This is a genomic window from Paenirhodobacter sp. (genome assembly GCF_047600745.1).
Lineage (GTDB): Bacteria > Pseudomonadota > Alphaproteobacteria > Rhodobacterales > Rhodobacteraceae > Rhodobacter.
The window spans coordinates 282,948-303,335 of the sequence record NZ_JASGKI010000003.1 but is presented as its reverse complement, the minus strand read 5'-3'; the positions used below and the strand labels follow the sequence as shown (position 1 = coordinate 303,335).

Genomic DNA, 20,388 nt, shown 5'->3' with positions numbered 1-20,388 from the left:
TTCAGTCCGAACTGCCCGAGGTGTCGCAGAGCTTTCTTCACACGCTGACGCAGTTTTGCGCCGAGGATCGCGGCCGTTTCGTGGCGGCCTTTGAACGGGCATCCCACGCTCTGGCGCGGCTGGCCGGTCAACCGCGCCCGGCGCAGGGGGCGGATCTGCCGCAGGGCAATGTGCTGATGTATCGCTGGACCACCTTCCTGAAAGGGATGGCGGTCGAGGATGATGGCCGCCTGACGATGTGGAGCATGAAGGGGGAATCGCCGAAGGAAAGCCGCTTTAGCCTGGCCGATGGCGCGGTGACCGTGAACGACGCCGGGGGCAATCCGACGTCGCGGGGGCTGTTTTCCGTTTCCGCAGGGCGTGACAGGCTTCTGATCGCGAATTTCCTGGGCGATCCGCTGGTGCTGCATTGTTTCCTCTCCGGCCCTTCGGCGGAGGCGCTCAGGGCCGCCCGCAGCGCCATTGCGGCGAAGGATCTGTCGAAATGGCCGGCGCATGAACCGGTCGTTCCGGAGGGCAGCGACAATTATCACGCCGTTCATGTTCAACATGGGCGCGGGCGCGGCGGAAAACGGTTTTATCCCCCTGTCCTTCTGGCACTGGCCACCCATCCCGATTGGAAACTCTCGCGGGATCTGCGGATTGCCGATCTGGTGCGCACGATGGGGAAATACGGCCCGTCGCATCCCAAGGATTTCGATTTTCTGGCGCTGTGCCGGGAGCCGTTCAAAGCCGTTTCCAGCATCACGGTCAGCAGCTATGTGACCCTCTATCAGTTGCAACTGACGAATTTCGGGGAAGATGTCTTTGCTTTTGAAGGGTTTGGCGTTGTCCTGCTGATCGGGGAGAATTTCATCCTCGGCGATGCCGGGCGGTTCCGCGGGCATCTCAAACCCTATCTTGAACATCTGCTGGAACCGGGCCGGAAGGTTTCGGAAAGCCGGTTCTTTTATGAAATCGCCAAGGTGCTTTTTGCCGATGCCGCCCCGACCCGCAGCACAAAGGGGCTGGCGCTCAGCTACGGGAACTGGAGGCTGGGGGATTGCTCCTTTGCGCTGACATCCATTCGGCAAATGGCGGATCTTGGCCATTCGATCGAAATTCTCCGCTCGGAAGATGAATCGCTCGGCTTTGAGCCCGAAACGGCGGCCGCAGAGCCGCATATGCGAAAACTTCTGGGCGATGCCGCGATGAAACGGGTTCGTTTCGATCAGGGCTATGTCGACGGGTTGAGCAGCCTTTTGAACGGCAATCTCGGTCTGGCGCGGGAAAACCGTTTTCAGTTCCAGAACCGTGGCCGGACCTATGGCCGAGGCTGGCAGCGGGTGATGATCCCCGAATTCAACGGCCAGCGGCTTGACCTCCCTCCCGGGCGTCCCGCCGTCAAACGCGAGAACTCCCGGCCTTTCGGTATTTTCTTCACGCTCGACCTGGAAAAACGCCGCTGGCTCGAACAGGAAGACTTCATCGAGAAACTGGCTATATGGTGCGCGCAACGCGATCCTTCGATCCGGATCCATATCAATGGCATGACCAGTTATCGCCAGCCGTATCGCATGGGCCTGCCGGTTTACAAGACCTTCGTTCAAGAAGAGAAGATCGTCACGGACATCGAAGCGCGAATCCGCAAGAAGATCCCGACCTTCTCCTTCCATTCCATGGCGGAGAAGACGTTGAACGAAAAATGCCGCATCATCTGCGACGAGATCGACTATTTCATCGGGCCCTTGGGGTCGGGCACGGTCGTGCCTTCGGTGATGTATTCCAAGCCGGGGCTGATTTATTCGTCAAACGCGCTGTATGAGATCAACCGCGACAAATATGCGAACCTGGATCTTCTGATCGGGCCTTATACCGAATTGGCGCCCGTCGCCTGGAGCAAGGATGCCGATGCGCGCGACCACCGGTTCTTTCCCGAAGCGGAAATGACCAATTACTCGATCCCGACCGATCTGATCCTGGAATTGGCGAAGGCTCAGATCTCTTTCCATCTTCTGAAGACTTCCTAAGGCAGTCGCCGGGGCATTTTTGCGAAAACGCGCGACAGTACCCCGCATCTGACCACCAGCCAGATCCCCGATCGACCCCATTCTCATCATCACCACAAAGGCCGCCTGATCATGCCCTCAGGCCATCCGGGAAATTACACCTCCTTGACGGACGTGACCTTGAGCGCAATCCGGTGGAAAGATTTCCATCGACGCCCTCAAGGACGTTCGCATCATTCTGCGACATATACCCGCGAACGCATCAGGGGCAGAAGAACGGTAGATCAGAGGCACTCCTTCAGCAACAGAATTTACCCGCCACCAAGAATACAACCACACCGCATCCACAGCGCACAAATTCCCGCGACCAAGATGGTGACAGGCATTCGATGCCGGTAGAGGCCCCATCTCCGTATGAATTCCACGGCGCGTGTATCGAAGTCGGAGATATATTTCTTATGCCGGAACGCATCCAGAACCCGCCCAATGAACTGCCGATTTTGCCTCCATCAATTCCGCCGAAGTGACGATTTCAAGACCTCCCTTATAAGGATGCGGCAGGCCTGAAGGGGCCATGCCGCCAGTCTCTTTTGCCAAAAATCTTCCACGGAGAAGGCCCGTTCTTCTCGCGGTCTGGCCGACGAAATGGCCTCGTCAATGTGGAAAGAAGACAGAGAAGATCGTCGTTGTGTGTTCTCTCCGGGGACGGATTTGTGCCCCGGAACGGCCTCTCCTGCACCGGTCAGATGCCCCGTTTCGATGTGTGTTTTCGACGTCGAAACGGGGGCCGACGCCTCGCTCCCACCCTCCAAAAACCGCGCGAGAATACCCTTCATCATGCCTCCCCGCCCTCGGCCAGCTGCGCCTTCAACCGCTTGATCGTGCCGCGCCAGAAGACCGTCCGCAGACCCTTGTCCTGGATCTGCCGATAGCATTTCGAGCAAAGATCCTTCGCTAGTATATTTTCTTCATTGTTTACAATATGATGCGTGATCGCCACCTGGTTCTCACGTTACGGTGCAGAGCGTCCTGTCAGATCTGTGTTTTCGCCTCATAGGGCTGTGGAAATTACGCTCTTCGACATAGAGAACATATGGTGAAAATCGAGGGGGCCAAACCCTGTCCTCTGGTTAGTGCTCGAACCCCCAAAAAAACGCTTAGGTTGGCACCCCCCCTGGCAAACCCAACATGTAGAGGCGTTTGACCCCCCCCTGTTTTGACACAGAGGCGTTTGACACCCCCCGGATTTCGCTTTGCTTTTCGCCGATTTTCGGTAGGGTCAAACCCGGCACGATCGACGCGCCAAAAACGCCACCTCCAAACCCGGCCAGGACGGCGAGCTGTCAGCCGGAAGGCGCACCCCCGGGGCACCCCTCACGAGCCGCCATGACGCAGGAGCCACGGAGAGCGTCACCTATGAGCCACCTTTGTTGAGCGACACCCTACCCACCTAAAAATCAAAGATGGGCACTCCGCGGCCTTCTCCGTGGCTCCTGCGGCATGCTTCAGGTGGGGCCGAGGGTGAATGTAGGTCTTCCACATCGATGTGGGTGATGACGCAGAGGGCGACTAGGGCGAGATAGCGAACCTTCTAGGCCATCGCTCGCGGCTGGCGCCAGCATCCGACCATCCGCCCCCGAAGCGCCCCGCCTCTCGGCGCAAGCTCACTACCCAGGATCAAGTGGCAAAGTGTGGCACTGTGCCATGAAGTGCCACACTTCATGGCAGAGTATGGCAGAGTATGGCACACTCCATGAAAAAGTGCGGCGCTAATCCAGATTTATCCACAAAGTTTTCTCAAAATTGAACCTGCCAATGATGACGCGTTAAAAGGCTTCACGAGAACTAAAATGCCCATTAATTAATAGAGAATTTTACCTCCCTTGAGCCTGATGCACAATGAACGACAATAAGGAACAGACCTCACAAACGCAAAACACCGAGGAACCAATGATCGTTTCCTTCTATTCCCCGAAAGGCAGCGCCGGGAAAACCAGTGGTGCCCTGACGTCCCTGAGCTCCATCGCCGCCCACAATGCAGACGCAGAAACATAACCGCGATGATCGAAGATTTATTCTATATACAAAACCCATTACAACAACTACGTCTGTGTGTTGATCTGCTTAAAGAAGATCAAAATCGGATGGCTGGATGAGAGGCGCGATCATTAATTTTTGCCCTCCGCCATAGCTATCCTGACCGCGTATGGATCTTTCGCTGTGAATATGTATGTCATCGACGGATTTGTCCCCGGGCAGAAGTTGGTCATGATCTTGGGGCCAATCGAATCCGGAGATGACGATCGCTTTCGCCAGATGGCCGAGGGTGCGGAGCGGGCATCCGTTTTTTTGACATCCCCGGGATGCGACGTGGACGCCGGAGTTTCTGATCGGCGCGCAGATCGCGATCAGAGGATTCACGACTCTGGTTCTGGATGGAGAGGGTTGTCATTCTATCTGTGCGGTTATCTGGTTTTCTGGCGTGCGCCGTTACATGTCCTCAGAAGCGAACATCTGGTTCACGCCGTTTATTGGGTTGAGGACTCGACAGAATCAAGTGTCGAAATGCGAAAATCTGGACGTATCTTGATGAACTTGGTCTGAGCAGGGTTGCCATCGAGCATTTCACGACAGTAAGACCAGGGGAGGAACTCCTTCCGGTCACACCGGAGATCGCTCAGGCGTGGACATTGACGTTATATCCAGGACGGTGAGCGGGTTATCACACCCGCAGACAGGCCAAATCCAAGGCGCATCGCCAGACAGGTGACTGATCTTGCCGTGCTTGCAAGAAATTGTGTTGAACTGCTGGGTGGAAATGAGGGGGAATGGCACGCGCAAGCAGAAAAGACCTTCCGAGAAGGCCGTGATCTCTTCGGTGGTGAGACATCCATTCCATTTCTTCCGGAGTTTCTCGAAATCAACAAGGCCGGGATGCAGCGTGACGGGACTGTCCGTTGCTGCCTTTCGGCAGAGGTTGCGTCAAGAAAGGACGGCATTGAAACCGGAGGCACTGGCCCCGGCTTTGACTGCGGCAAGGCAGGAACCCCGGCTGAGGTTGCGATTTGTAGTTCTCAAGACTGTGGGCGATGGACCGAGCGGTTGCGAACCTCTTTTGTTTTCCAACGCGCGGCTGACAGCGCCAAGAAAACCGCCTTTCTGGACAATCAGCGGGCCCGTGACGCCTGTAGCGGCGACCAGGCTTGCCTCGTGGAGCGATATACGCCGCGACTTTTCGATTTGGGATTTTAGCCATCCGGGGAAGGCGGCAGGCTCGTGCTTCCACGTCAATCCGTTGCGTTAAAAGAAGATTAGGCCGCGCAGAACTCTCCAATCCTACAATCAGGACTCAAACCAATAGATAACGATAGCATCCAGGGCGCAAGCAGAGAGGAACAGGATGGGGCAGCGGTCGTTCCGAGGGCTGTTCGTTCAGGCAGAAGGATGAAACCATGACCGACACCGAAGCCTTTGAATGGCCCGACCCCGCCGACAAGGCCCATGCCATCGAACAGGCCAAGCGACTCCGCAACCAGGTCGCGGAAGGCGGCTTGACGTTTGAAGCCTATCTGTCGCCCTCTCTGGCCCTGTGGCTGCTCGACAAGATCGAACAGGGCCAGTTCCTCGACCCGTCCGAAGCCGTGTTCGTGATCCTGGGCGAACATGAGGATCTGGAACCCCATGCCGATCTGCGCCAGGAACTGTTCAAACGCACCATACAGGCCGCGATCGACGATCCACGGCCGGGGATTTCGGGTGAGGAAATGAGCGCTGAGCTGGACGACATGCTCAACGCCTCCCTGCCCGAACCGGCCACATGGGAAAAGCGGTCCCGGCGCTGACGCACCGGGGATTCATGCTGACGGCCCTCCGGCTCTCTACGGCGCTATAGGGAAGCGCGTTCGCCTCCGGGCCGGGGGCTGACGCCGCGAAGCGGAACCGAAGTCATCAAGCGGCTTCGTCTATATCCAGCCGCACAGTAAGCCCTGCTTGGCTCGCCAGATTGATGAGCGTATCGAGGCTGAAGTTCGTGATCCGACCGCGCAGCAGATCATTGAGGCGCGGCTGTGTGATCCCGAGACGCCACGCCGCCTCAGCCTGGGTGACAGCCCAACTCCGCACACGCTGGTCGATAGCGATCAGCAGATTGGACCGCATGGACATATTCGCGGCCTCGGCCGTCATGGTGCCGCGATCCAAGCGGATCGGAGTGGATGAGGTTCTTGTCCGGCACGGCAAGGCGCGCGCCTGACCCCAGGCGTCGCCATCTGAAAAAGGATAAGAGCGAATGAACGGCGGCAAGGCCAGCGGCACCCCCTAGCACTACTTTGGCAGAAGTTTGTTGAGTATTTTTCGCCACTTCCTACGGCAGTGGGGACAGTTGGGCGGCGGCTGACTGAGCTGGATCAAGATCGTCTGCCTGATAGCTGGTAGGCTCGGTTGCGGCGGGGGAGCTGGGGCCCTTTTTTTTCCCACCCGCTGCCTTCAGGCGTCGGGCTTGCAGGAAGGAGAACGCGATCATGGTCATGAGCGCATGTCGGTGCAGGCCCTGCCATGATCGGCCCTCGAAGTGGTCAAGGCCCAACTCTTCCTTGAGCTGCTGATGGGCTTGCTCACAGACCCAACGGGCCTTGATGGCCCCGGCCAGTTTCTTGAGCGGTGTGTCGGCCGGCAGGTTGCTGAGGTAGTATTTGCGCTCGCCGGTGGAACGGTGCTCGCCGACCAGCCAGACCTCCTCGCCGGGCAGATGCTGCTGGCCAAGATTGCCAATGCGCTGCGGCGGTCCGTCGGCGACGCGGACACGCATGGCAGCGAACCGGGCTGAGAGCTTGCCTTTCGTGCCGCGCCGCCAACTCACGGCCTGCCACTTCGCCTTCTCAAGTATCTCCTGCGCCGGACGAGATGGGACATCGGGGACATGGTTCTTACGCGGTCGCCCGCGACCGGCGATCGGGAAGATCAGGGCAACGTTGGCCGGGTAGACCTTCTGCTTGTGAGGGATGCCCACGGCCCAGGTCAGTCCACGCTCGGTGAGCGCCTGCCGGAACGGGCCAGACAGGCCATAGCCGGCGTCGGCCAGGATGCCGCCAAAGCGCGCACCTGCGCTGCGCACACGGTCGATCTCGGCCAATGCGATCTCCGGCTTGGTACGGTAGGTGCGCGCCTCGTCAGGAACCTTTGCCCGATCCATGCGCGCCGTATCACTGGTCCAGCTTCTCGGGCAGAAACAGCCGAAGCCCGATCATCACGGGCACTTCGCCTGATGCCAGCGTCACCGACACAAGGGTCTGGCAGTTGGCGTTCTTGCCGAGCGCCGACGCGTATTGCGGTGCGACCCCAACCGAGGCACGCCCCTTCTTGGGCAACGCGGTATCATCAATAATCAGCCAGGCATCGCTGCCACCAACCAAGGCGTCTGCCTGCCGGCACAGTTCCTTCTCCAGCGGCGCGCTGTCCCACAGCGCGGCACCAATAAAATGATGAAGTTGATCATAGCCAATCCCGGGCGAACGCATCGCCATGGGCTGCACGCTCTTGCGATCGCCAGGACCAATCAGCCCCTCAACGTAAGCCGGACACATCCGCGCCCTGCGACGATCGCCCAATGTTGCCACAAAGGGACGAAGCCACTCCGCCAGATCGTCCCGCCAATCATCCGCCATCGCCAGCCTCCACAAGCTGGCACTCTATGAATCACCGCAAGTGACTCTTGGGAATCCTGAAAATACACTTCTGCCAAAGTAGTGGTAGCAGGCCGCCGAAATAGTCTGGTGAGCGGAACGGTTTCCGCTGCGCTTGGCGGGCGGCTTGATTTTCCGGCCTTTCCTGGCCTCTCGGCATGGGTGGCGCGGTGTTTCCTGGCCTCAAATCGCCAGCAGCCTCGGCAGCCGGGCAAGGTTTGCCGCCGCCAGCGTGAGGAGGAAGCGGGACCGCACGCGCTCCACGCCGCGATAGAGGGTCTGCGCCGCGCCGCCGACGGTCTTGGACTAGCCGAAGAGCTCCTCGACTCGCTTCCGGTGCTTCTGAGACAGGGCATAACCCTTGTGCCGCGTTGTCCGTCCGTCGATCGCCGAGAACCGCGGCTTCTGCGCGACATGCGGGGTGATGCAGGCTCGCCTGCAATCAGCCACGAACCCGGCAGCGTCGTAGGCCTTGTCGGCGCCCAGGGTCAGCCGCCTGGTCGATCCCGGCGAATGCCGGTGCATCATGTCGAGCGCCGCTTTGCGCTCGGCACGACCGTCCGCGCGGGTCAAGTCGCCCTGGACGGCCAGCCCGCTGCGGTTCTCCATGACCGCGTGCCCGATGAAGCATGGCATCGCGCCGGTACCCGGGGATTTCCGGTAAAGCCGCGCATCGGCATCTGTCGTGGAGGCATGCGTCGCGTTCGTGCGCTTCTGGCCCCTGAAATCCACTTCGGCATTCCGGCTGCGGCTGGCGGGGCGGGACATCGGGCGGGTTTCCGGATCGGGCTGCGGAGATGGGGCTTGCGGGGCGGCATCCTGTACCGGAGGATCGCCGGGATCGCCGGGATCGCCGTCCACTTTTGGCCGGATGCTCTTCATGGAAGCCCAGGCCTTCACCAATATGCCGTCGACCGAGAAGTGGTCGTCCGACAGGAGTTCAGCGACCTCGCGATGCGCGAGAATGGCGGCCATCACCTTGCGCGACATGTCCGTGGTGAGAAGGCGGTCGCGGTTCTTGCTGAACACGGTCGGGACCCGGACCTGGTCGTCGACGCCAAGCCCCACAAACCAGCGGAACAGCAGGTTGTAGTCCAGCTGCTCCATCAGGTGCCGCTCAGAGCGGACCGAGAACAGGATTTGCAGCAGGCTCGCACGGATCAGCCGTTCCGGCGCGATGGAGGGGCGACCGAAATCGGCATAGAGCCGATCGAACTCGCCGTCGAGGCTCGCCAAGGCGTCATGGACGACCCGCCGGATCGTGCGCAGCGGATGCCGGGCGGGGATCCGCTCTTCGAGATCAACATAACTGAACAGCGATCCGCTCGTCTCGTCTGTACCGCGCATGCCTGGCTCCGCCGTTGATCCCCAGCGGGTGAACCATGTTCTGCAATCGGCGTCGAGGCCCGACTATTTCAGCAGCCTGCTTCATGACCGCTGTCAAGCCCTTGTTCCATAGCAAATACCCTGGCGGGGCCGGGCGTGGTTTGGTGTAGATGCGCAGGGCAGGAGACGGAACAGAGACGACGGTTGAGCAAGCTCTCATGCGCGGGTTGGCTACCGCATGACCGTGGTTTCGTCCTGGGCTGCATCGCTCTAAGGATCGGGCATCGGCGTAGCCGGCCCATAACAGGCGACGAGGGTTCCCCACCGTGTTCCGCCCCCAACCATGCGCATCAGCCTGATGCGGGTGCGTTCTGTCTCTTAGCCTTCGCGGACCTCTGTGTTCCCGGGAGGGACGGCCACTGCCTTTGCGATGGCCCAGAGGAAGCCGACCATTTCGCGGGCGATCGCCGTGATGACCACCACCTTTGCCTTTCCGGCCGCAACCAGATGGCGGTAACGCTGGCACATCCTGAGTTGGCCTTTCCGGGCGATATCACGCGCGCTTTTGGGCAGTGCCTCCAGACGAGCGTAGAGCTTCGGGCTGACACGGGCCTGCATCCGGTAGCTCCATGCGCCTTCGATCAAAGCGCGGCGAGCAAGGCCACTGCCCGCCTTGGTGATGCCGCCCCGCCGCACGCTGGCGCCGCTGGAATGTTCCGATGGGGTCAGCCCCAGATAGGCCATCAGTTGCCGTGGATTGTCGAAGCGCTGGAAGTCCCCGACCTCGGCCACCACCGTCACCGCGACGATGAACCCGACGCCGCGCATCGCCTGAACCGCGTCCACGACCGGGGCGAGGCTCCAGGTTGGCAGAAGATCCGCGATCTGCCCTGTCAGACGCTCGACCCGCGCCTCGGCATCGGCGACGGCATCAATGTAGTCCTGAAGGACGATCTGTTGCGCCGGATGCGTGAACCGCACCATCGCCAGCCAGCGCCGGTAGGCACCCGTCCAGCCCTTCTTGCCGGGATGGATCCGGCCGTGGCGCAGCAGAAAGCCCTGCAAGTGTTGGCGGGCCTTGCCCGTCACGCGCATCGCCGTAGCCCGCGCCCGGACCAGATCGCGCATCGCCTCATGCGCGGCATCCGGAACCCAGACCGCAGTCAGTTCGCCGACCCGGTGCAGCTTTGCCAGCATCACAGCATCGCGGCGGTCGGTCTTCACCCTGTCGCCCGTCTTCACCGAGATCAGCGATGGCGCCACCACGATGCAGTCGTGCCCCATCTCGACAAGCTGGCGGTAGAGGTCATAGCCGCAGGGACCCGCTTCATAGCAGAGATGCAGCCGTGCCCCACTGGCCGAAAGCTTCTCGACCAGTTTGCGGACATGATCGGGACGGTGCGGCACCGTCCCCCAGTGGCGGACCTCGCCGCCACGTTCGCCTTGCGCAACCGCAACAGATATCGTTGCCTTGTGGACATCCAACCCAATGAACGTGCTATCCTGCATGTGGTCTCTCCCCCATTCCTGAGGCTCGGCACCGGCCCGTCCGGCGCAACCCTCGAACGGAGAATGCCGCGGGAGAGGCCACCGGCCCAGTCAGCTCACAACGCGATCATGGGGTCTAAGGGCGGCATGGCGCCCCTTACGCGCAGAAGCTGTCGGGCTGGTTGCTGGCGGAGCAGATGCACGCTCAACTCCCATGAGCGGGTTTCGGCCTTTGTCCGCGCCTGGAGAACGGACCGGGTGCGCGCAGACCACGACGGACCGGGGAACATTCGTGCCGCTGGTGTTCAAACCGGGTGAGGCATTCCAATTCGATTGGAGCGAAGATCACGCGATCATCGGCGGTGAGCGGACCGGGCTACAGGTTGCCCACATCAAGCTATCGCACAGCCGCGCGTTCCTGATCAGGGCATATCTGCTCCAGACGCATGAGATGCTGTTCAACGCGCACGGGCACACGGATATTCCTGTCGGCATATGTGAAGGCGCGGCTTTTCAGGCGGCGAGGGCAAGAGGCATCGGGTCAAGGGCCTGAGAGAGGGTTTCCGAGCCGTCAGCCTTGCACAACTGGATCTGGGCTGATTGCGAAAACGATGCCGAGCGGCTAGACGGTCCCCGTCCGCCTCGACACCGCAGCCTGCTCCCAAAAATCCGCCGGGGATGCCGATGTCACCCCAAGGCGAGGGCGCGGATCTTTCTGCCATCGAAATTGCCACCGCACAGCAGAACGACGTTGGTTTTCCCCGCGCAGGCATCGGCCATCTTCACATAGGCAGCCATCGCCAGAGCGGCGGCCCCCTCGACAATCATGTTTTCGTCCTGTGCGATCGTCCGAAGAGCATCCGTGATCTCGTCCTCGGTGCAGGACACGACATCATCGACAACCGCGCGCGCCAAGGGCAATGTCAGGGTGTCGGCATCTATGCCGCCTGAAACCGCATCCGCCAAAGTGTCGAGATGTTCGCTCTCGACAACCCGCCCGGCCTCCATTGAAAGCGCCAGTGACCGGGAGCTTACGGCTGCCGCGCCAAAAACCCGTGTCTCCGGGCTGAAGGCTCTGAGCACAGCGCCAATACCGCTGATCAGCCCGCCCCCACCCATGGCAATGAAAATATTGTCGATATTCTGCGCCTGATCCAGCAGTTCAAGACCGATCGTTCCCTGACCCGCGATGACGTCCGGGTCGTTGTAGGGCGAGATGTAGCGCGCGCCCATGCTCCGGGCCAGATCTTGCGCATGCTGTTCCGCCAGACCCGTCTCCGCCCCATGCAGCACCACATCGACGCCATAGGCCCGGATCTTCGCCAGTTTTTCCGGAACGACGGTTTCCGGCAGGACAACGGTCAGCCGCCGGCCAAGGGACTGCGCCGCCCGCGCGGCCCCGATGCCGTGATTGCCCGAAGACGCAGTGATCAGCGGCTGACCGGCGGGCACCGCGGTCATGACCGACGCCGCGCCGCGGATCTTGAAGGAGCCCGTCAACTGGAAGTTCTCGGCCTTGAACAGGAGATTTCCGCCGTGGGGGCTCCGGGCCGGAAGCAACGGGGTTTCGTAGATATGGGGCCTGATCCGCCGCCGTGCGCGGACCGATGCAGCGGCCGTTTCCTGAATGGTCTGGGTCATGGTGCTCTCCTTCTGTCGGTTTCAGCGTCGCCCGGCTCTGTGTCGGCGCGGGGCGCAGGGGAAACAGCGGACATGTCATGCCGATCTCGCCCCGACCGCCCCATCCCTGCGGCGGGTGGGGTTGAACACCACCGCCATATCCAGCGCCCTCACGAAACCGCCCGCTCCGAAACAGACGGAACGCCGAGACGACGCGGGGTATCAGCGGCCTGCCTTCGCCCGTGCGATCACGGTGCGAGCCATGGCAATATCCTGCGTCGCGACACCCGTCAGATCGGCGAGGGTGATGTCCTCCGGCCTGCGGCGCCCCACGGCGGACCCCGCCAGCACAGCGCCCAGCTCTACGCAATCCGCCGCAGTGATCAACCCCTCTGCCCGCGCGGTGGCGAACTCGCCATGGTCGAGGCTTTGCGAGAGCATGTCGGCCACGCGCTGGTCGGCCCGGGCGACCAGCGCGCTCTCCAGTTCCTGCTTGCCCGGGCTGTCGGCGCCGATCGCGGTGACATGGCATCCCGGCTGAACCCATTCGGCGCGGATCAGCGGCACCGTGGCGGGCGTGGCGGTGATGATCACCTCCGCCGCCCGGCAGGCGGTTTCAAGATTGCGCGCGACCCGCACATCCCCCAGCCGCGCCGCCAGCGCCTCTGCCCGCCCGGCATTGCGCCCCCAGAGCGAAAGTTCCACCCCGCCCGGCGCCAGGTGGCGGAGCGCGCGGGCGAGCCAATAGGCCTGCGTTCCGCTGCCCACGATCAGGAAACGCCGCGCCTCCGGCCGACACAGGGCAAAGGTCGCGACGGCCCCGCCAAGACCCGTGCGCAGATCGGTCAGATACCCTTCGTCGTTCAACAGCGCCTCCATCTGCCCGGTCCGGGCCGAGAAGACCAGAACGACGCCGGTGCTGGAGGGTAGCCCGCACGCGGGGTTGTCGTAAAACCCCGCCGCGATCTTGACCGCGAAAATATCGTCGCCCGCGATATGGCCGTATTTGATATGACAGTCGCCATGCGCCTCCGGAAAGGCGATATGCCCCACCGGGGGCACATTCGCCCGCCCGTCACAGATCGCGATATAGGCATCGCGCACGGCCGCCGCCGCTCCGCTGTCTGTGGAGATGATCTGTTCGATCTGACTGCGCGAAAGTTGGAGCATGTGGCCGATTCCCGAAGCCCGGCCCCCTATGGGCCGGCCTAGCCGAACCGTTGCCGAATTATACTATATTGTCCATATGAAACCATTACGTTTATTCATGGTCTCGGCAGGCATTCCCGGCGGCGGCCCTTCGCCACGCGGGTCGCCGTATCATCGAGGGGCCGCATTTCTACCCGCGTGTTGCAGATCGGCGGTGGATTCATATGTCCAAAATAAATCACGAAGTATAAGACTGAAAACACGACCAACCTGAGCGGATGACAGCGATTGCCCCCTGACCCCACCCGATGCCCGCCCGGCCTCATGCCCTATCCCGCGGTCTGCGATGCCATTGCCGTGCTGTTGCAACCGCATGCCGAAGTGGTGCTGCACGATCTGGAAAGCGAGACCGTCGTCCATATCGCCAACCCGTTTTCCCGCCGCGAACTGGGCGAGCCGTCGCTGCTGCACGAAATCGACTTCCGCCCCGACGATCGGCTGATCGGCCCCTATGAGAAGCTGAATTTCGACGGCCGACGCATCAAGTCGATCAGCGCGGTGCTGCGCGGCGCGGAGGGACGCGCCCTGGGGGTGCTGTGCATCAACCTTGATGTGACGCATCTGCAAACGGCGATCGACATCCTGAGCGCCTTGACGAAAGTGCCGGACGCGGACCAGCCCGCGGTGCTGTTCAAGGAGGACTGGCACGAACGGATCAACGCCTATATCCACAGCTGGACGGCGCGCCGCGGCATCGCCATCCCCGACCTGACCCGGGCGCAGAAGCGGCAATTGGTGCTGGAACTGGCCGAGGATGGCGCTTTCGGCGGCAGGCATGCGGCCGCCTACATTTCCCGCGTGCTCCGGATGGGGCGGGCGACGGTTTACAACTATCTGCGCGCCGCAAAGGAAACGGGCGCAGGCTTTGCGGATGAGGGATAAGCCATGGAATTCGCGACCGGATTGCGCAGCGGAACCACCGTCACCTTCGGCGGCGGCAGCCTGTCGGAAGAGGCGGAGCCGCTGTTCGCGGCGCGCGCCGATGACGGCTGGATCGTCGTGACGGACCGCACGCCGTTTCACCCGCTCAGCCTGTCCTGGCCCGATCAGCCGGGGGACCGGGGGGTGCTGGTGCGGGCGGATGGCACGCGGGTTGCGGTTCTGGACTGCCGGACCGGCCTGCTGAATGCGGCGACGGGCGCCCTGCTGACCGGGGCGGAGGCCGCCGCCCTGCCGCGCGGTACGCCCGATACCCATGCCGTGGTGCTGCATGTGGTGGCGGATCCGGTGCAGGTCGGCCACCGCGTCCGGCTTGAGGTCGACCGCGCGTATCGCGATGCGCTGTCGTTGCAGCATACCGGGGTCCATCTGGCCGCGCTGGCGCTGAACCAATGCGCGGCGCCGTTCTGGACCAGGGACTATCCGGACCGCGATGCCCTTGGCGCGCCGAACCTCGACAAGGCGGCGGTGGCGGGGTCGGAGATCACCGAAGACCGTTCGACCGACCTGTTCCGCCTTGGCAAATCGCTGCGCAAGAAGGGGTTCGACCGTGACGGCTTCCTTGCCGACCTGCCGGAGCGGGCGCGAGAGATCAACGCCTGCCTCGCCCGGATGCTGGAGGCCCCCGCCCCGGTGACCGTTTCGCCGGGCGAAGGGCCGCTGGACGGGCGGCGGATCTGGTCCACCCATCTGCTGGGAGCCGAAGTCGCGATCCCCTGCGGCGGCACGCATATCGCCGGCCTCGACCGGATCGCCCGCATCGAAGTGGAGCTTGCGCCCCGGGACGAGGGCTTCGCGATGGTGACACGGAGCCGGTAGCGACCCATCCGTGCCGGGTGTCAGGCATGTGCGATGCGCTTGAGGAAAACGCAGGTGCTGCGGCCGGGGCACCCTCCTCAATAATGCCGCCGTCCATGAACCGCCACCCGCCGGGCAAAGCCCTTCTCATGGGCCACCACGATCATGGTCATGCCGTCGCGGGCGAGATCGGCCAGCACGTCCAGCACCTCCCTGACCGTTTCCGGGTCCAGCGCCGAGGTCGGCCCGCCGAACAGCATGACCTTGGGTTACATCGCCAGCGCGCGGGCGATGGCGATGCGCTGCTGCTGGCCGCCCGAAAGCTGGCCGGGGTAATACCCCGCCCGGTCCGCGATGCGCACCCGCTCCAGCAGCACCATCGCGCGGGCCTGGGTGGCGGCCTTCGCCTCCCCGCGCACGATCTTTTGCAGCACGGTCAGGTGCGGAACAGGTTGAACTGCTGAAACACCATGCCGACTTCGCCGCCGAAACTATCCATGTTGCGACAATCGGGGCGCAGGTCGTGGCCCGCGCTACGGGTTTCCAGCCCGCTGATGCAGCGGATCCGCGTCGACTTGCCCGACCCCGAGTGTCCTCCGGGCGGCACCTTCTCCTCCGGGCGGACCGAGAGGCTGATGCCCTTCAGGATCGGCGTCGACCCGTAGGATTTGTGCAATCCGCCGACATGGATCATCTCATGCATCGCGTTTCTCCCCAGGCCGGGGTGGCGAGCCGCGCAACCGCTCCAGCACCGTTTCATGCAGCCGGATATCGCCGGTCGCCGCGCAAAGCGTATGGCCCGAGGCGAGCGTCAGCGGGCGCCCCTCCCAGTCGCTGATCGTCGCGCCCGCGCCGGTCAGCACCGGCACCAGCGCGCAATAGTCGAACGGATCCAGCCCGGCGTCGACGCAGACATCCAGACTGCCGTCCGCCACCCGGCCATAGGCCATGCAGCTTCCGCCGTAGACGCACCAGGCAACCTCGGCGCGCAGCCGCTGGAACCCGCGCATGGCCTCGGGGCCGAAACTGTCGGGGCCGCCGTTGCTGATCAGCGCCTGCGCCAGGCCGGGACAGGCGCGGCTGCGGATGGGGCGGCCGTTGAGCGTGGTGGGCTGGCCGCTGATGCCCAGCCAGCGGTCGCCGGTCAGCGGATTGTCGATCAGGCCCAGCACCGGCGCCCCGCCCCGCGTCAGCGCGATCAGCGTGCCGAAAACCGCAAGCCCGCCGACGAAGGCCTTGGTGCCGTCGATCGGGTCGATGACCCAGACATATTCCTGGTCGAGCCCGGTGGCGGCGAATTCCTCCCCAAGAATGCCGTGGCCGGGAAAGGCCGCCCCGATGCGTTCGCGCAGCGCGGTTTCGATCCGGCGGTCGGTTTCCGTCACCGGGCTCAGGTCCGCTTTCGTGTCGGGCCGCCGGTCCCTGGGGAAGGCCTCGGCGATGATCGCGCGGGCCGCATCCGCGAGGCTTTCGGCGAAGCCCGCCTGTCCGGCGAGCCGGTCTTCGTCACGGGTCAGTCTTTCCATGATAGGCCTTCCGTCATGTCTGGGCCGCAGGCGCGCTGCGCATATGTGCCGAGAGCCGCCATTCCACCAGCCGCAGCAGGCGCGTCAGGCTCCAGGCGATGGCGAGGTAGATCAGCGCCGCCGCGATAAAGATTTCGTAAGGCGCGAAGGTGCGCGAAACGATGGTGTTCGCCGTGCCGGTCAGCTCCATGATGGTGATGGTGCTGGTGATCGAGGTGCCCTTCATCATGCTGATGACCTCGTTGCCGTAGGCGGGCAGCGCGGTGCGCACCGCCTGCGGCAGGATCACCAGCCGGTACAGCTGCACGCGGGTCATGCCGCAGGCGCGCGCCGCCTCGATCTGGCCCGCGCCGACATTGGCGATCCCCCCGCGCAGGATGTTGGCGGTATAGGCGGCGGTATGCAGCGAGAGCGTCAGCAGCGCGCAGGGCCAGGCCTGCCGCAGGAGCGGCCAGAGGAAGCTGTCGCGCACGAACTGGAACTGCGCGAGGCCGTAATAGACGATGGCCACCTGCACCAGCAGCGGCGTGCCCCGGAAGAACGAGATGTAGAAGCCGATCGGCCAGCGCAGCCAGAGGCTTTGCGACCCGGCCGCGATCCCGATCGGCACCGCCAGCGCGCCCCCGATCAGCAAGGTGAGGAACAGCAGTTGCAATGTCGTCACCGCCGCGCCCAGAAGCGCGGGCAGGTTCTGGATCATGACGTCCCAGTTCATGCCGTCACCCGCCGTTCCCCGCGCCGCGCGCGCGCCTCCAGCCAGCCGACGAGGCGGCTGTTCGCCATGGTCAGCACGAAATAGACCAGCGCCGCGATCATGTAGAAGCGGAACGGCTCGCGCGTGACGGAGGTGGCCATGGCCGAATAGCCCATCAGATCATGCAGCCCTACGACCGAGATCAGCGAAGTGTCCTTGATCAGCGACACCCAGTGATTGCCCAGGCCCGGCAGGGCGTAGCGCAGCATCAGGGGCAGGCGGACATGCAAGAACACAAGCCACGGCCGCAGGCCGAGGGTGCGGGCGGCCTCGATCACGCCCACCGGCACCGCCTGCCACGCGCCCCGGATGATCTCCGCCGCATAGCCGCCGAACACGAGGCTCAGCGCGAAGACCCCGGCCTGAAGCGGCGGCACCTCGACGAAGCCCTTCGAACTCGACGAACAGGCTCAGCGCCCGGGTCAGCGCCATGGTGCCGCCGAAATAGACGATCAGGATCACCAGCAGTTCGGGCGTGCCGCGCATGACCAGGCTGAACCCGCGCCCGAACGCCGCCAGAATGCGGTTCGGCGACAATTGTGCCAGCGCGCCCAGCATGCCCCACACCAGCCCGACCGCCAGCGACAGCACCGCCGTCAGCATGGTGATCCAGGCGCCCCGGGCGATCTCGTCGCCCCAACCCAAGAAGGGATCCATCGCAGCCTCTCCGGATCAGGCGGTCATTCGGACCAGGCGCCGGGCAGGACCGGGAACGTCCAGTATTTCAGGTTGATGGTCTTGAAGGTGCCATCCGCGAACATGCCTTCCAGCGCCTTGTTGACCTCACCTTGCAATGCGGTGTCCTCCTTGCGCACGCCAATGCCGACGCCGGGGCCGAAATAGGCGGTGTCGTTGATTTCGGGGCCGACGAAGCCGTAGCCCGCGCCCTCGGGCATGGCTGGGCTGTGGATCGATCGGCTGGAAAATGCGACCTGCCGCCGTCCGGCGTGGATGCCTATGGCGCGGGCAATCTTCCATACGAACTGTTGCGTATCCTGCGCCAAGATCTGGCCCTGTCGAATGCCGTCACCGACATGGCGCGGGATCTGCCGTCCGAGTTGCGCGACCTGCTGGGCGACGACGATATGGGTTTTGCAGCCGTCTGAGGCAATCTGCTGCGACAAGGCAGCGATACAGTCCTTGCCCGTCTCGCCCCCGTGGAAGATAGGAAATGAGGCTGGACCGCCTTGACCTTACCCGCGACGGTCACTTCACTTACAAGCGACTGGATTTTCCCGCGCCAGCGCCGGGCGGGCCGGATCGTCAACACTTTGACAGCATCCAGCATGCAACACGGGCAATTGGTGATTGGGTCAGCTTCTACAACAACCGCCGTCTTTTATCAGGCGCTTGCAATGTGCACGCCAACTGAGGCGTTCAACCGAATGGCGCGAACGATCTGGGCACTGATTGCCGGTGGGAGCAGCTACCGGGCCGCCCCAGCCCAAGATTGACGAGATCAGCCGAGCCGATCCTTGACCGGTAGGCCCAGAGATGGTGAGGCGCAGTGTGAGGTGATGGCACAGGGACGGTGATACAGCGGAACGGGACACCCAGTTCGGACCAGAGCGCCTCAGAGCGCGTGCCATTGATCGGGACCCGACCGCCGGCTAACTTCATCAAGGCGCGCAGCTGTAAACTCGCTGCATCCTGGACGCCGTATACATGGCCGCGACCGACCAGATGCCGGATCAAACAAAACTCTTGCCAAGGGGCCATCCATACATGGTTCAAGCGGCCATGGCGCAAGAGCGGTGTGTGTCTCTTTGCCAAGCGGCTCGAGAAATCGTCGTTCTGCTGGCCGCGGATCGGGCATGTCCGGGTGCAGCTCAACCATGCCCAGCTCATGGCGCTGCTGGATGGTCTGGATTGGAAGAGGGTTCGTCCCGTAGCAGTAAAAGCCCCTGTATTTGCTGGATAACCCGGCTGCGGCAAAGTAAATCATCTACCCCTTGAACGCCGATATCCTGCGGAATGCCTCGCCGGAATATACTATCCTTAATGCCATGAGCGCCGACGATCTCTCCCTTCCCGATGACAAGGACCTTCTGAAGTCCATGGTCCGCGCGATGGCGCAGAAGACGGCGGCCCTGGAGGACGAGAATGCGGCTTTGAAAGCCTGCGGCTCGGATGCCGACGAGCGGATCAAGCGACTGATGCAGATCCTGAAGGCCTTCGACCGGTCGCCGCTCGGAGAAGCTTGACGCCGGCGAGCCGAGCGCGGACGATGAGGCACAGCAGGCTTTCGTCTTCGAGGAGATCGAGACCGCCGCCCTGAGGGGGGCAGATCGGCAAGGGCCGGTCCTCGGATGAGAAGCGACCGCCCCGGCCGCGCAAGGGCTTCCCGCCGCGTCTCGAACGGGTCGAGGTGGTGATCGAGCCCGAGGACTTGCCGGAGTACGCGGGCAAGCAGAAGGTGCTGATCGGGGAAGACGTCTCCGAGCGGCTGGATGTGATCCCGGCGAAGTTCCGGGTGATCGTCTCCCGCTGCCCCAAATACGTGTTCAAGGGCTGGGCTGGCGTCATCCGGGCCCTGTGCCGCCGTGCAAGGGCTGATCTGCGCGTTGGAGCAGAGTCAGTTTCGATGCTCCCTCCAGTCACCGCAAATCCCTGTGCCACAACCGGGATGCCGCGCGGAACCTTACCGAAATTCTCAGGTGAAAGTGGCCGATGAAATCACTCAACTATATGATTTTACAAGAAAAAACTTGACGCGGTGTGGCGGGGCTCCTATATCCCCCTCAACAGACAGCGAGCCAGCCGAAAGCCAGCGAGCGATCCACACCAGCAAGCCAGGAGATCATCATGGCCCATAATTGCAGCGCCTGCGCGTTCTATGAAAACCATGCCGGGAACTCTGCCAGCCAGCTTTCCGATGCCGGCCTGTGCCGCGCCAATCCGCCTGTCACCCAAAAGGATGCCGACAGCCGTGGCTATTGGCCGGTTGTCCAGTCGAACGACTGGTGCGGCGAATTCGCGACGAAATTCGCCGCGGAATAACGGCGCCGAACAGCGCATGTTCAGAAGGCAGCCCTGAGGGCTGCCTTTTGTCATATCTG

17 protein-coding genes and 6 pseudogenes are annotated in these 20,388 nt (G+C 62.8%); 10 read left to right on the top strand and 13 right to left on the bottom strand.

The window, feature by feature from the left end; genetic code table 11:
• Positions 1 to 20: 20 nt before the first annotated feature.
• Positions 21 to 2,009, top strand: coding sequence for a hypothetical protein (locus tag QM789_RS08030; protein ID WP_420351406.1), 1,989 nt, complete (start codon positions 21 to 23; stop codon positions 2,007 to 2,009).
• Between the two features lie 814 nt (positions 2,010 to 2,823).
• Here the strand turns inward: QM789_RS08030 and QM789_RS08025 are convergent.
• Positions 2,824 to 2,988, bottom strand: coding sequence for a hypothetical protein (locus tag QM789_RS08025; RefSeq protein WP_420351405.1), 165 nt, complete (start codon positions 2,986 to 2,988; stop codon positions 2,824 to 2,826).
• A 1,766-nt stretch (positions 2,989 to 4,754) separates the two neighbouring features.
• Here QM789_RS08025 and QM789_RS08020 point away from each other — a divergent pair.
• Both QM789_RS08020 and QM789_RS08015 read left to right on the top strand, forming a co-directional pair.
• Positions 4,755 to 5,240: a hypothetical protein gene (locus tag QM789_RS08020; RefSeq protein WP_420351404.1), complete on the top strand. Its 486-nt coding sequence runs from the start codon at positions 4,755 to 4,757 to the stop codon at positions 5,238 to 5,240.
• 200 nt (positions 5,241 to 5,440) lie between these two features.
• The gene (locus tag QM789_RS08015; protein WP_420351403.1) at positions 5,441 to 5,830 is read left to right on the top strand and encodes a hypothetical protein; all 390 of its coding nucleotides are present in this window, start codon (positions 5,441 to 5,443) and stop codon (positions 5,828 to 5,830) included.
• Positions 5,831 to 5,936: 106 nt separating this feature from the next.
• On the opposite strand, the gene QM789_RS08010 is transcribed toward QM789_RS08015, so the two are convergent.
• The 4 genes and pseudogenes from QM789_RS08010 to QM789_RS07995 all read right to left on the bottom strand — a co-directional run bounded on the left by QM789_RS08010 (position 5,937) and on the right by QM789_RS07995 (position 10,504).
• Positions 5,937 to 6,173 carry a helix-turn-helix domain-containing protein gene (locus tag QM789_RS08010; protein WP_420351402.1) on the bottom strand — a complete coding sequence of 79 codons (237 nt, stop codon included), beginning with the start codon at positions 6,171 to 6,173 and terminating at the stop codon, positions 5,937 to 5,939.
• Positions 6,174 to 6,351: 178 nt separating this feature from the next.
• A pseudogene (locus tag QM789_RS08005) lies at positions 6,352 to 7,651 on the bottom strand (IS701 family transposase).
• A gap of 201 nt (positions 7,652 to 7,852) precedes the next feature.
• A pseudogene (locus tag QM789_RS08000) lies at positions 7,853 to 9,016 on the bottom strand (IS5 family transposase).
• A gap of 357 nt (positions 9,017 to 9,373) precedes the next feature.
• Positions 9,374 to 10,504, bottom strand: a complete 1,131-nt coding sequence (locus QM789_RS07995) for an IS110 family transposase (protein WP_420350244.1) — start codon at positions 10,502 to 10,504, stop codon at positions 9,374 to 9,376.
• A gap of 189 nt (positions 10,505 to 10,693) precedes the next feature.
• Between QM789_RS07995 and QM789_RS07990 the strand changes: the two are divergent.
• Positions 10,694 to 10,949, top strand: a pseudogene (locus QM789_RS07990) (IS21 family transposase); the annotation flags it as partial.
• Positions 10,950 to 11,170: 221 nt separating this feature from the next.
• On the opposite strand, the gene QM789_RS07985 reads toward QM789_RS07990, so the two are convergent.
• Entirely contained in the window at positions 11,171 to 12,124 is a 954-nt protein-coding gene (locus QM789_RS07985; RefSeq protein ID WP_420351401.1) for a pyridoxal-phosphate dependent enzyme, read from the bottom strand.
• A 201-nt stretch (positions 12,125 to 12,325) separates the two neighbouring features.
• Complete coding sequence (locus QM789_RS07980) at positions 12,326 to 13,273, bottom strand: ornithine cyclodeaminase family protein (RefSeq protein WP_420351400.1); 948 nt, start codon at positions 13,271 to 13,273, stop codon at positions 12,326 to 12,328.
• Positions 13,274 to 13,576: 303 nt separating this feature from the next.
• Here QM789_RS07980 and QM789_RS07975 point away from each other — a divergent pair, with 303 nt between their 5' ends.
• Together QM789_RS07975 and QM789_RS07970 are read left to right on the top strand one after the other, a co-directional pair.
• The gene (locus QM789_RS07975; RefSeq protein ID WP_420351399.1) at positions 13,577 to 14,194 is read left to right on the top strand and encodes a helix-turn-helix transcriptional regulator; all 618 of its coding nucleotides are present in this window, start codon (positions 13,577 to 13,579) and stop codon (positions 14,192 to 14,194) included.
• 3 nt (positions 14,195 to 14,197) lie between these two features.
• Positions 14,198 to 15,070: a hypothetical protein gene (locus QM789_RS07970; RefSeq protein ID WP_420351398.1), complete on the top strand. Its 873-nt coding sequence runs from the start codon at positions 14,198 to 14,200 to the stop codon at positions 15,068 to 15,070.
• 101 nt (positions 15,071 to 15,171) lie between these two features.
• Here QM789_RS07970 and QM789_RS07965 read toward each other — a convergent pair.
• From QM789_RS07965 to QM789_RS07940, 6 genes and pseudogenes are all read right to left on the bottom strand, one after another.
• Positions 15,172 to 15,743: pseudogene (locus QM789_RS07965) on the bottom strand (amino acid ABC transporter ATP-binding protein); the annotation flags it as partial.
• 1 nt (position 15,744) lies between these two features.
• Entirely contained in the window at positions 15,745 to 16,575 is an 831-nt protein-coding gene (locus tag QM789_RS07960; RefSeq protein ID WP_420350133.1) for an inositol monophosphatase family protein, read from the bottom strand.
• 13 nt (positions 16,576 to 16,588) lie between these two features.
• Positions 16,589 to 17,290, bottom strand: coding sequence for an ABC transporter permease (locus tag QM789_RS07955; RefSeq protein WP_420350134.1), 702 nt, complete (start codon positions 17,288 to 17,290; stop codon positions 16,589 to 16,591).
• Positions 17,287 to 17,706: an ABC transporter permease subunit gene (locus tag QM789_RS07950; protein ID WP_420351397.1), complete on the bottom strand. Its 420-nt coding sequence runs from the start codon at positions 17,704 to 17,706 to the stop codon at positions 17,287 to 17,289. The genes QM789_RS07955 and QM789_RS07950 overlap by 4 nt, the downstream gene beginning before the upstream one ends.
• Before the next feature lie 61 nt (positions 17,707 to 17,767).
• Positions 17,768 to 17,986: pseudogene (locus tag QM789_RS07945) on the bottom strand (ABC transporter permease subunit); the annotation flags it as partial.
• 23 nt (positions 17,987 to 18,009) lie between these two features.
• Positions 18,010 to 18,453: a hypothetical protein gene (locus QM789_RS07940; protein WP_420351396.1), complete on the bottom strand. Its 444-nt coding sequence runs from the start codon at positions 18,451 to 18,453 to the stop codon at positions 18,010 to 18,012.
• Between the two features lie 47 nt (positions 18,454 to 18,500).
• Here QM789_RS07940 and QM789_RS07935 point away from each other — a divergent pair, with 47 nt between their 5' ends.
• The 4 genes and pseudogenes from QM789_RS07935 (at position 18,501) to QM789_RS07920 (ending at position 20,329) form a co-directional block, all read left to right on the top strand.
• Positions 18,501 to 18,701: a hypothetical protein gene (locus QM789_RS07935; protein WP_420351395.1), complete on the top strand. Its 201-nt coding sequence runs from the start codon at positions 18,501 to 18,503 to the stop codon at positions 18,699 to 18,701.
• A gap of 159 nt (positions 18,702 to 18,860) precedes the next feature.
• Positions 18,861 to 19,250, top strand: coding sequence for an IS66 family insertion sequence element accessory protein TnpB (gene tnpB, locus QM789_RS07930; protein WP_420351394.1), 390 nt, complete (start codon positions 18,861 to 18,863; stop codon positions 19,248 to 19,250).
• A gap of 85 nt (positions 19,251 to 19,335) precedes the next feature.
• Positions 19,336 to 19,862 (top strand): annotated as a pseudogene (locus tag QM789_RS07925) (IS66 family transposase zinc-finger binding domain-containing protein); the annotation flags it as partial.
• Positions 19,863 to 20,134: 272 nt separating this feature from the next.
• Positions 20,135 to 20,329 carry a hypothetical protein gene (locus QM789_RS07920; RefSeq protein WP_420351393.1) on the top strand — a complete coding sequence of 65 codons (195 nt, stop codon included), beginning with the start codon at positions 20,135 to 20,137 and terminating at the stop codon, positions 20,327 to 20,329.
• Positions 20,330 to 20,388: the final 59 nt, after the last annotated feature.

Coding starts and splice junctions, on each gene's coding strand:
- QM789_RS08015 (WP_420351403.1), top strand. CDS start 5,441: ATGACCGACACCGAAGCCTTTGAATGGCCCGACCCCGCCGACAAGGCC.
- QM789_RS08010 (WP_420351402.1), bottom strand. CDS start 6,173: ATGACGGCCGAGGCCGCGAATATGTCCATGCGGTCCAATCTGCTGATC.
- QM789_RS07995 (WP_420350244.1), bottom strand. CDS start 10,504: ATGCAGGATAGCACGTTCATTGGGTTGGATGTCCACAAGGCAACGATA.
- QM789_RS07985 (WP_420351401.1), bottom strand. CDS start 12,124: ATGACCCAGACCATTCAGGAAACGGCCGCTGCATCGGTCCGCGCACGG.
- QM789_RS07980 (WP_420351400.1), bottom strand. CDS start 13,273: ATGCTCCAACTTTCGCGCAGTCAGATCGAACAGATCATCTCCACAGAC.
- QM789_RS07975 (WP_420351399.1), top strand. CDS start 13,577: ATGCCCTATCCCGCGGTCTGCGATGCCATTGCCGTGCTGTTGCAACCG.
- QM789_RS07970 (WP_420351398.1), top strand. CDS start 14,198: ATGGAATTCGCGACCGGATTGCGCAGCGGAACCACCGTCACCTTCGGC.
- QM789_RS07960 (WP_420350133.1), bottom strand. CDS start 16,575: ATGGAAAGACTGACCCGTGACGAAGACCGGCTCGCCGGACAGGCGGGC.
- QM789_RS07955 (WP_420350134.1), bottom strand. CDS start 17,290: ATGAACTGGGACGTCATGATCCAGAACCTGCCCGCGCTTCTGGGCGCG.
- QM789_RS07935 (WP_420351395.1), top strand. CDS start 18,501: ATGAGGCTGGACCGCCTTGACCTTACCCGCGACGGTCACTTCACTTAC.
- QM789_RS07920 (WP_420351393.1), top strand. CDS start 20,135: ATGGCCCATAATTGCAGCGCCTGCGCGTTCTATGAAAACCATGCCGGG.